Annotated in this window: 6 protein-coding genes; all 6 read left to right on the top strand. The window is 60.8% G+C overall.

Translation table 11 applies throughout. The features are described from left to right. A partial coding sequence (locus QZW52_RS10575) for an adenosylhomocysteinase (protein ID WP_293998337.1) occupies positions 1-299 on the top strand: 299 nt, incomplete at its 5' end. A gap of 41 nt (positions 300-340) precedes the next feature. Continuing rightward, entirely contained in the window at positions 341-3,976 is a 3,636-nt protein-coding gene (locus tag QZW52_RS10570; protein WP_293998334.1) for a DEAD/DEAH box helicase, read from the top strand. A 96-nt stretch (positions 3,977-4,072) separates the two neighbouring features. Next, positions 4,073-5,419: a DNA phosphorothioation system sulfurtransferase DndC gene (dndC, locus tag QZW52_RS10565; protein ID WP_293998331.1), complete on the top strand. Its 1,347-nt coding sequence runs from the start codon at positions 4,073-4,075 to the stop codon at positions 5,417-5,419. Beyond that, entirely contained in the window at positions 5,416-7,455 is a 2,040-nt protein-coding gene (dndD, locus tag QZW52_RS10560) for a DNA sulfur modification protein DndD (protein ID WP_293998328.1), read from the top strand. Before dndC ends, dndD begins: the two co-directional genes overlap by 4 nt. Then, positions 7,455-8,939: an FtsK/SpoIIIE domain-containing protein gene (locus tag QZW52_RS10555; protein ID WP_293998326.1), complete on the top strand. Its 1,485-nt coding sequence runs from the start codon at positions 7,455-7,457 to the stop codon at positions 8,937-8,939. The genes dndD and QZW52_RS10555 overlap by 1 nt, the downstream gene beginning before the upstream one ends. Continuing rightward, on the top strand, positions 8,936-10,141 hold the full coding sequence (locus QZW52_RS10550) for an AAA family ATPase (RefSeq protein WP_293998323.1): 1,206 nt from the start codon (positions 8,936-8,938) through the stop codon (positions 10,139-10,141). The genes QZW52_RS10555 and QZW52_RS10550 overlap by 4 nt, the downstream gene beginning before the upstream one ends. Positions 10,142-10,162 lie beyond the last annotated feature (21 nt).

Here is a 10,162-nt window from a genome sequence, read left to right as displayed (position 1 = left end):
GACTCATCCTGCTGGCGAAGGGCCGCCTCGTGAACCTCGGCTGCGGCACGGGCCACCCGAGCTTCGTGATGTCGTCGAGCTTCGCCAACCAGACGATCGCGCAGATCGAGCTGTTCACGCGCCCGGATGCCTACCAGTCCGGCCAGGTCTACGTGCTGCCCAAGCACCTCGACGAGAAGGTGGCCCGCCTGCACCTGAAGAAGGTGGGCGCGATGCTGACCGAGCTGACCGACGAGCAAGCAGCCTACATCGGCGTGTCGAAGCAAGGGCCGTACAAGCCCGACACCTACCGTTATTGAACGATTGAGCCATCGGCATTCTCTCCTTCGCGACTCCCGACATGGACGAACTGCACCCCATTGCCAGCCCGAGCCTGCCGATCCTTCGGTCGGAGTTCAGTGCCACGACGTGGTCGCGGGGTGGACCCTATGTGGATCGGCGCCGTGTGCGGCAGGTCGAGGTCGCGGAGGACGAGAACGCCCATCCCGGCTGGATGATCGACGCCCAGGTTCAGGGCAGTGATGCCGAACCCTATGACACCGGGATCGACCTGGCCCGCGATGAGGAGGGGCAGTGGTGGTTCCAGGGCCGCTGCTCCTGCCCGGTCGGATACCGGTGCAAGCACCAGGCTGCGCTGGTGGTGCATCTGTCGCGGACACGGCCAGACATCATTCCGGTGAAGACGGCGCCGATGGACCTGAAGGCCATGGGCATGCGTTTGCGGGCGGCGTTCGAGGAGGTTCCTGTGCCGGTTTCGATTCCGGCTTCGGTTCCGGTTCGACCTGTGCCGGCCGCCAAACCCCAGGCGCCGAATGCCCTCGACCAATGGTGGTCTGCGGCGGACGAGCCGGGGGCATTGAAGCCCTACCCAACCTCGTCGTTCATTGCCGACAACGAGGTCGTGGTGCTCACGCTGGGTTCTCGCACCCGCACGAAGCCAGCGTCGTATCAAACCCGGAACACGGCGGATTCGACCACGACACAGGTGGTGCTGGGTGCCCACCGGGTGACGGTGCTCAAGGCCAAGCCCGGACAGTCGGAGCGCAAGCTCGGCAAGTTGCGCGCACTCGGGACGGGTGCTTGGGAAGGCTCGCAGAAAGGCGCTGATCCCGTCTTTCGGGACGTGGCCCGCTGGCTGTATTTGCACAGTTCACTGTCGGGCGCCAGTTCAAGCGGGTATGGCGGCTACGGCTACGAAGAGCTGCCCGCCGCCCCGATCGACGACCGGTTCGGGCTGGAGGTGCTGGAGCGGGCCGTGGCCACCGGGCGCGTGGTGGCCGTCGATGCCGATGACCGACCCGGCCGCCCCTGGGCCTGGGGCGGGACACGCACCTTGCATTGGCACTGGACCTCGATGCCCGACGGCACCTGGCAGTTGCTGGCGCAGATCCATGCGGCGTTCACCTCGGCGGGGCTGCTGCCGGTGCCGGGTGTGGTGTCGCTGTACCTCGACGAGGTGAACGGGCTGGTGGGGGAGCTGGACCTGGACGGCCTGGCCCCCGAGCGGGTGACCCGCCTGCTCAAGGCGCCCCCGATGCCCGATGACTGGTTGCGCCAACAGGCCCAGCAACCCCAGGCGCGGCGCTTGTTCCCCACGTTGCCGGAGACGGTGGCCACCCCGGTGGTCCGCCGCATCCATGGCGAGGTGCCGCAGCCGGTGCTGCACATCGATTTTGAGGGAGACGCTCGCGAGCCGGGCTTCACGCTGAGCTTCGACTACGCGGGCGAGCGCAATTTCTGGCCCGACAGCGCCCCCGCGCAGCAGTTCATCGATGCGCCGGACGGGCTGGTCGAGCTGGTGCGTGACAAAGCCCTGGAAGCCGCGGCCATCCAAGCCTGTGAGGATGGCGGGTTGGGGCGGTTGCTGGGGGCACCGGCCGACCAGTGGCGGCTGGTCGAGGCGGATACCGGTGAACGCCAGCGACGCTTTGGTGTCTGGCTGGCCGAGGATTTCGCGGCATGGTGCACGGCGGGATTCGTCATCGAGACCGGCGAAGGCTGGGGCGCCCGCGTCAACCCGGTGGACCACCTGGACGTGTCACTGGGCGGTGCGGGTTCCGGGGAATCCTTCGACGGTCTGCAATCCGGCGCCCAGACCGAGACCGCCGGCGACTGGCTGCACCTGTCGATCGGTTTCCGGGTCGGCGACCGGCGCATCAACCTGCTGCCGTGGGTGCCGCAACTGGTGGCGCAGGCCCATGCGAAACCGGGCGAGGTGCTGCAGGCGCCCGAGCGGCTGTGGGTCCACGACGAGCAGGGCCATTGGTGGGGCTTGCCCGGCGCGGCGCTGCAACCGTGGCTGGCGGCCTTGCTGGAGCTGGTCGCCGACCGTCCGTCCGGGGCGTTCAACCAGGAGACGCTCGAACTCACGCGCATCGAGATGCTGCGCCTGAGCGCGGAGGCGGTGCAGGTGGACTTGCCGGCCGGCCAGCGCGGCGCCGGAGCACTGCACGACCTCATCGACGCCAGCCACCACGGCGAAACACATCCGACGCCGGACGGGGTGGTGGCCGACCTGCGCCCGTACCAGCGCGCCGGGCTGGCGTGGCTGCAGGCGCTGGCGCGGCAGCAGCTCGGCGGCGTGCTGGCCGACGACATGGGCCTGGGCAAAACGCTGCAGACGATTGCCCACCTCGTCGCCGAGAAGGCGCGGGGCGCACTGGATCGACCAGCGCTGATCGTCGCCCCGACCAGTCTGGTGGGCAACTGGCGACGTGAATGCAGCCGGTTTGCCCCAGGGCTGCGCCTGCTGGTGCTGCACGGGCTGGAGCGGCGCGAACGCTTCGACGACATCGCTCACCACGATGTCGTGCTGACCACCTACCCGCTACTGCCGCGTGACGCCGAGATCCTCATCCAGCAGCCGTGGCACGCCGTCGTGCTCGACGAGGCGCAGACGATCAAGAACGCCAAGACCCAGGCCGCGCAGGTCGTGCAGATGCTGCAGGCCCGGCACCGGATCTGCCTGTCCGGCACGCCGATGGAGAACCACCTCGGCGAGATCTGGAGCCTGTTCGAGTTCCTGCTGCCGGGCTACCTGAGCAGCGAGACGCGCTTCAAGACCCTGTTCCGCACCCCGATCGAGAAGCAGGGCGACACCCAGCGGCTCGCGCTGCTGCGCCGGCGGTTAGCGCCGTTCATGCTGCGCCGCACCAAGGACATGGTCGCCACCGAGCTGCCGCCCAAGGTCGAGACGGTGGTGCGGGTGCAGTTCGAGGCGCCACAGGCCAATCTGTACGAGACCATTCGCCTGAGCACCGAGCAATCCGTGCGGGATGCGCTGGCCGAGAAGGGGCTGGCGCGTTCGCACATCATGGTGCTGGACGCGCTGCTCAAGCTGCGGCAGGTCTGCTGCGACCCGCGGCTGGTCAGCATCCCGCAGGCACGCAAGGTCAAGGTCTCGGCCAAGCTCGACTGGCTGATGCAGACGCTGCCCGAGATGGTGCAGGAGGGTCGGCGCATCCTGCTGTTCTCGCAGTTCACCTCGATGCTCGAACTGATCGAGGAGCGGCTGAAGGCAGCCCGGCTGAGCTGGGTCAAGCTCACCGGCCAGAGTCCGGGCCACCAGCGGGATGCGCTGGTCGAGCGGTTCACCAGCGGTGCGGTGCCGATCTTCCTCATCAGCCTGAAGGCGGGCGGGGTGGGGCTGAACCTGCCGCAGGCCGACACCGTGATCCACTACGACCCGTGGTGGAACCCAGCGGTCGAGAACCAGGCCACCGACCGCGCCCACCGCCTCGGCCAGACCCAGACCGTGTTCGTCTACAAGCTGGTGGCCGAGGACACGCTGGAAGAGCGCATCCTCGCGCTGCAGGAGCGCAAGGCGGCGCTGGCGGCCGGCCTGCACGGCGCGGCCGGTGCAGGCGGCGTGGCCCTGACTGAATCCGACCTCGCGTGGCTGCTCCAACCTTTGGGTGCCGCAGTCGAGGCCGCAGAAACTTCGTTGAATCCGTTGAATCTTTTGGAGAATTCCTGATGCGTATCGCCGCTGACTCGATCCGATAGAAGAAAAGAGCCGCGCCCTGGTGGCGTGATCGTTGTCACGGCGCATTCGCCTTTACAGTCCCCTCGCATGAACGCACCTCACTTGCCCCTTGATGTTCCCGCTGTTGATGAACTCTCTCTGGAGGTGGCGGCGATGGAGCGTCTGCGTACCCTGTACCGGGCGGACTCGCGCCCGTGGGTGGTGGCGTTTTCTGGCGGCAAGGATTCGACGGTGGTGCTGCAACTGGTGTTTCGCCTGCTGCAGGAGCTGGGGGCCGAGGCGACCAAGCCGGTGATCGTGCTGTCGTCTGACACGCAGGTGGAGGCACCGAATGTTGCGGCGTTTGTGCAGGAAACCCTGCAGCGCATCCATGAACAGGCGGCAGTGCAGGGGTTGCCGTTGGTGACACAACTGGTGCGGCCACGGCCGGACGAGAGTTACTGGGGAAAAATCCTGGGCAAAGGGTATCCGCCGCCAACGCGCTGGTTCCGCTGGTGTACCAGCAACATGAAGATCAAGCCGTCGCGTCGGGCGGTGGAAGAGGTCACGCGCACCCACGGCAGCGTCATCCTGTTGCTGGGGACGCGGATTGACGAGAGTTCGCTGCGGGGGCGGTCGATGCAGGCTCGTGCGCTCAACAGCAGGGGCTTAAATCCGCATCACGAGATTCCCAATGCGCTCGTTGCTACCCCGATCGCTGACTGGGGAACGGACGATGTCTGGGAGTATCTGGGAACCGGGTCGTGTCCCTGGGGAGGGACTCACTCGTTCCTGTTCGGGCTGTACCGGCAGGCGAGTGGTGGGGAATGTCCGATTGTCTTTGACCTGAGTACGCCGTCGTGTGGCGGCAGTCGATTCGGGTGCTGGACATGCACCGTGGTCAAGCAAGACAAGTCGATGCAGGGCTTCATCCGCTCGGGTGAGGAGCATCTGCAACCGCTGGCGGACTTCCGTGATCACCTGATGGTGCTGCGTGAGCAGCCTGAACTGCGCAGCGACGTGAAGCGCAACGGGTTGAGTGGTCCGGGGCCGTTTTTGCCTTCGACTCGGCAAAAGATCCTCGACGAGTTGCTGGATCTGGAGCGTCGTGTTGGCTTCCAGTTGATCGGTGACGATGAATTGCGGTATATCCAGTCCGAGTGGAGCGGCGAATTCGACTTCCAGGGCCGGTTGGCGCTGGACATCGCGGCTCGATACGGGAGAGTGATCGTGGCTGAATCGAACGTGGTGTTGTCTCAGTGCGAGGATGATCTGCTGGAGCAGGCTGCCGTTGAAGCGGAGGTGCAGCCGGATCTGCTGCGTCGGTTGATTGATTTGCGGCAGCGGGATTTCCCGTCACTGGACAAGTGGGGAGCCAAGAAAGACTTTGAACACGCCATCAGTGAGCTTGTCCGTAAAGCAGCAACACAAGAAGAAGATGCGGTACGCTCATGATTTTTAATAAGCTGACTATAAATAATATATTCTCCTATCATGGGGAGTGTGTTTTTGATTTTACTCCTCTGTCGGATCGGCCTGAAGCTAATATATTGTTGATATGGGGTAGAAATGGTTACGGAAAAACCAGTTTACTTAATAGTTTGAAACTTGCATTGTCGGGTGTTTCCGATGATTTGCGTGCAAGTGTCCATAATGGCCGCAGCTTGAAGCGTGACCACTATTTGCTTGGCATGGCGGATGAGTGGATGGGGGTCATTAACCGGCAAGCTCGTGCTGCTGGCGAGAAGAAATTTGGCGTCAAGCTGGAGTGGATGGAAGCGGCCGGCAGTGTAACGTTGGAGCGTGATTGGACGCTGGAAGGGCGGGCCGTTAGTGAGCGCCTAGCTGTCACGCCTTCTTTTGGTGATAAGCCCTCCACTGACACAAATGGCCCATTAGATGGAGAGTCTCGTGACTTTGTTCAGAAACGATTGCCATCGGCTCTACTGCCATTCTTCATTTATGACGCCGAGCGTGTCCAGCAATTGGCAGAAGCCAACCGGGATGGGCAAATGCACCAAATTGAGGAGATCCTTGATCTGGTCGATATTGATGTAATTGATCAATACCTTGGAAATAATCTAACATTTCTGAGGCGGGAAGCCAAAGATCGTAACCAATATCAAGTTGATGCGCAAAGGCTAGAGCTACAAGCAGTTGAGGCTAAGTGCGCTGGACTGCAAGTCGAGAAAGATGATCTTGATGGCGAAATTTCCGGCCTAAAAGCACGGATTGATCGCATTGAAGTCGCGCTACAGGCACGGCGCCAGTTTGCACTGCAAACTGAAGAAGCTGAGTTAACAATTGGTCGAACTTTCACGACCAAGCAATTAGAAGACCGGATGCATAGGTTTTTCATGACGGTCACGCGTGAAGCACCGTTGGCATTGAATTCGGCGTTGATGCAACAAGCATCGGATGAGTTGGAGAAAATAGTTTCTCATCCTAATCGTCGGTTGAAAGATGAACTCGGCAGGATTTTTGAGGTATTGCCGCAGCGTCTGCTGAGAGATCCCCCAAAAATCGATTTGAAGCCTGAGCAAATCAGCGCGCTGGAGCGCAAGTTGGATAAAATTATTCGGGCCTATCAGCCGGATGCAGAGGACATGACCGCAGGGCTGTTTCATCTGCCTCCAGCCCGTGCTGAAGCTGTATCGACAACCGTGGACAACTATGCGCGTGACCAGCGAGCTGCCAGAAATTGGAAAGAGGATCTGCTCGAAGTTCGGCGACTGAAAGCGGCGTTGAAGGATATCGAGCGTAAGCTGAACGATGTCTCGAATCTCGCCCCTGCTGAGAAAGAACAGTTCGAGTTGAAAGCAGCCGAGAAATCGGATTTGGAAACAAGAAAAGCGGAGCTAAATCAAAAAATTGGTGCTATCAATCAGCAATTGACCGATTTGAACCGGGACTTGCTGGCCAAGAAGGAAAGCCTGAGGCAGGCAGAAAAAGAACTCAATGAAGCTTTGGCTGCACAAGGCAGATTGGGTGTCGGGCAACGGCTCCAGAAAGCACTGAAAATTTATCGAGATCTGCTGAAAAGCCGCCGCCGTGGCGAGATCGAGGATGCCGTCAACGAACGCTTCCAAGTGCTCATGAGTTCCCACCAGTTGATCCGAAAGATCCGGGTGAATGAGGATTTTTCGTTGCATTACGAGGATGCCAATGGCGGTGTGATCGGTATGGGAAATATCTCGGCCGGCATGAAACAACTCGTGGCCCAGGCACTGCTGTGGGGACTGAAAGACGTTACACAAAAAGACGCCCCCGTCGTCATCGACACGCCGCTGGCCCGCATCGACCGTGAGCATCAGAATAACCTCATCACTCGCTATTTTCCGCAGGCGGGCCGCCAAGTCATCATCCTGCCCACCGACTCCGAACTGGATCGCGAGAAATACGAACTGATCCGGCCCTATGTATACCGCGAATACCGGCTCGTCAATCGTTCAGGCGAAGCGACTCAGGTGGAACTGGGAGGGTATTACTGATGGCCAAGATCTATACTTCGCAAGCAGACGAGGACACGATCACGGCCGTGCTGCGCAGGGGCTTTCGATCCTCCGGCCCGAAGTGGACCGTGCTGCGTCTGGCACTGGCTTTGTCATTGAAACAAGCTGACGATCCCGATGCGTCTTTTGACCAGATAGAGCAGGGTGGGCGGGGTAGCGAATACACGCTCGAAATACTGACGGGTAGCAGTCAGAAAGAAGAAGCTGGTTTCGTGGACGCATTCTGTGCCCTGTTGTCAGTGCGGCATGGTGTGGATCTTTTTGCCAATGAGGCTCTGTACACCCGTTGGCTGCAGCGCCATATCCGTCGTGGCCTGAAAGAAATCCAGACCACATGGCGCGATTCGCATGATTTCCATGAATTCCTGTTTCAGGAGTTCTTTTCGCAGACGGCGGATGCGCCGGCCAGCGAGCGCACGCAGAACTCTGACAGTCTGTTGTCCGCGCTGAGTGAGCTAGGTTTTCAGTCGGAAATCCTGACGCAGTTCGAAGGTCCGCGCGTGACACGCCACACCGTCCGACTGGCCGAGGCCGACGACTTCGGCAAGCTCGAACGGCGGCTGGATGATCTGGCTTTCACGCTGGGCCTAAAGGACGCTGGCGTGTTCATGGCGGCAGCGGGTGCGCCAAAGACAGTCTGGCTCGACGTGCCACGCCCCGCAGCAGCCTGGAAATCCCACGGTATCGAGGTACTCACTGCATGGAAAGCGCCGGCTGGCGGCTTGCCAGTGCTGCTGGGCCTGGATGTCGTTGGTGAGCCGGTGGCGCGCGATCTGGTCAGTGCACCGCATCTGCTGGTGGCCGGCACCACAGGTAGCGGCAAGAGCGTGTGCCTGCACGGCATGTTGTTGTCACTGCTGCAATCACGCAGTCCGCAGCAGGTCCAATGGCTGTTGATCGATCCCAAACGAGTCGAACTAGCTGCCTATGCGCAGGTGCCTCATCTGTACGCGCCCATCGTCACCGAAGGGCCGGATGCAGTGCGCGCGCTTCAGGGGCTGGTCAAGGAAATGGATCGGCGGGAAAAGCTGCTAGCAGCTCGATCAGCCAGGGATTGGGACGGGCTGGGTGTCGATGCGCCACCCCGCCTTCTGGTCGTCGTCGAAGAACTGGCCGCACTTTTGGCCCAAGCCCAAGAAGCTGAAGCGCCCTTGGTGATGCTGGCCCAGAAAGCTCGGGCAACAGGTATTCATCTGATTCTGGCGACGCAACGGCCTGACTCCGCGACATTCAGTGGTCTGCTTCGCAGCAATATCCCATCGCGCATTGCCCTGACGGTCCAGAAGTCTGCTGAATCCAAGATCGTGCTGGATGAAACCGGGGCTGAGCGTTTGCTGGGCCGAGGTGACATGCTGGTCAAGTGGACAGGCTCGGCCGTACAGCGGGCTCACGGCTTGCACATCCAGAACAACGATGTTTCTGCGCTGGTGCAGCGTGTGACGCGAAAAGGAACTGGAACATGATCGGAAATGTCACCGTCGAACTGTTCGCTCCGCTGTTCCTGTCGATCGACCGGGTCGGTCCTTTTCAGGATCGCATGGAGGAATTTGATTTCACGGACTCTGACAACGAGCCGTGCAATGCCTACCTGATGGTATCCAAAAACGGGCGCGGCAAGACGACGGTCATGGAGCTGATGGCGGCCATGATGAACATGCTGGGCCGCACGGAATGCAGCAGCTTGGGCATTGAAGATCTGGATCGGGGTCTGGGTCGAGCGCAGTGGGATGTCAAGGTCACGCTGAACACGGATGGGCGCCGGGAAACGGTGATTCTGTCGCTGATGGCGGGGGTCATTGGTGAGGAAACCTCGCTGAAATTCTGGCATGCCGAAGACCTGCAGACGCATGGCGCCTCCGCATGGCATCGCTTGGGTTTCGTGCGTGCGGGCAGGGCGTCGCGCTATGCGGCCGTGGGCAAAGGAAATCGGTGGGTTTCTGATTTTGGTGCATTGATCGACAGCGGGCGAGGCGAGCGTCTGCGGGGTTTCGAGAGTGACTCCCTGACATTTCCGACACTGATTTATTTCTCTGCCTATCGTAACATTGTCCGACTCGACACCACGGAGCGCACGATTGTCGAGCCGCGTGACTGGAACTATCAGCCTGTTCACATGTTCGACATCGAGGGCCAAGACTGGCGCAGTTCACTGGATAACCTGCTGGTCTGGCTGAAATGGCTCGATGATGGCCGTTTCGAGGATGCGGTCCAGGCGATCAATGAGCGGGTATTCAAGGTGGGCGATCCCCAACTCGACTCTGGGAAGCGGCTGAAGGGCGTGCGCAAGGAGCCACCCGAGGCGATCGTGGTGGCTGGTGGTCGCGAACATCGCCTGGACCGACTGTCCAGCGGTGAGAAGAGTCTGGTGCAATTGTATCTGCGTCTGGGTTCGCACATGACCCGCAGCACGATTGTCTTGATCGACGAGCCGGAAGTGCATCTGCATCGCAATCTGCAGTATGAAACCCTGTTCGAGTTGTTGGGTATCGCCAAGAAAAATTACCCGCATGTGTGCGTTTTCATGGCAACGCATTCTGAGCGGTTGATGAAGGCATTTGCTTTGGATCAGGTGGAGGAAAATCTGATCAAGGGTGCTTACATCATCGAAACGTCTGAAGAAGAGGCTCGTGCCGAAGAAATATCTGCTGCCGCAGAAAAAGACTGAGGCAACATTCTTGAACCAATA

The sequence above is a fragment of the Sphaerotilus sp. genome, assembly GCF_013299175.1.
Classification (GTDB): domain Bacteria; phylum Pseudomonadota; class Gammaproteobacteria; order Burkholderiales; family Burkholderiaceae_C; genus Sphaerotilus.
This window is presented reverse-complemented; position numbering and strand designations above follow the sequence as displayed.

Bases quoted from the DNA above. Each gene is read 5' to 3' on its own strand.
- QZW52_RS10555 (WP_293998326.1), top strand. From the start codon at position 7,455: ATGGCCAAGATCTATACTTCGCAAGCAGACGAGGACACGATCACGGCC.
- dndD (WP_293998328.1), top strand. From the start codon at position 5,416: ATGATTTTTAATAAGCTGACTATAAATAATATATTCTCCTATCATGGG.
- dndC (WP_293998331.1), top strand. From the start codon at position 4,073: ATGAACGCACCTCACTTGCCCCTTGATGTTCCCGCTGTTGATGAACTC.
- QZW52_RS10550 (WP_293998323.1), top strand. From the start codon at position 8,936: ATGATCGGAAATGTCACCGTCGAACTGTTCGCTCCGCTGTTCCTGTCG.
- QZW52_RS10570 (WP_293998334.1), top strand. From the start codon at position 341: ATGGACGAACTGCACCCCATTGCCAGCCCGAGCCTGCCGATCCTTCGG.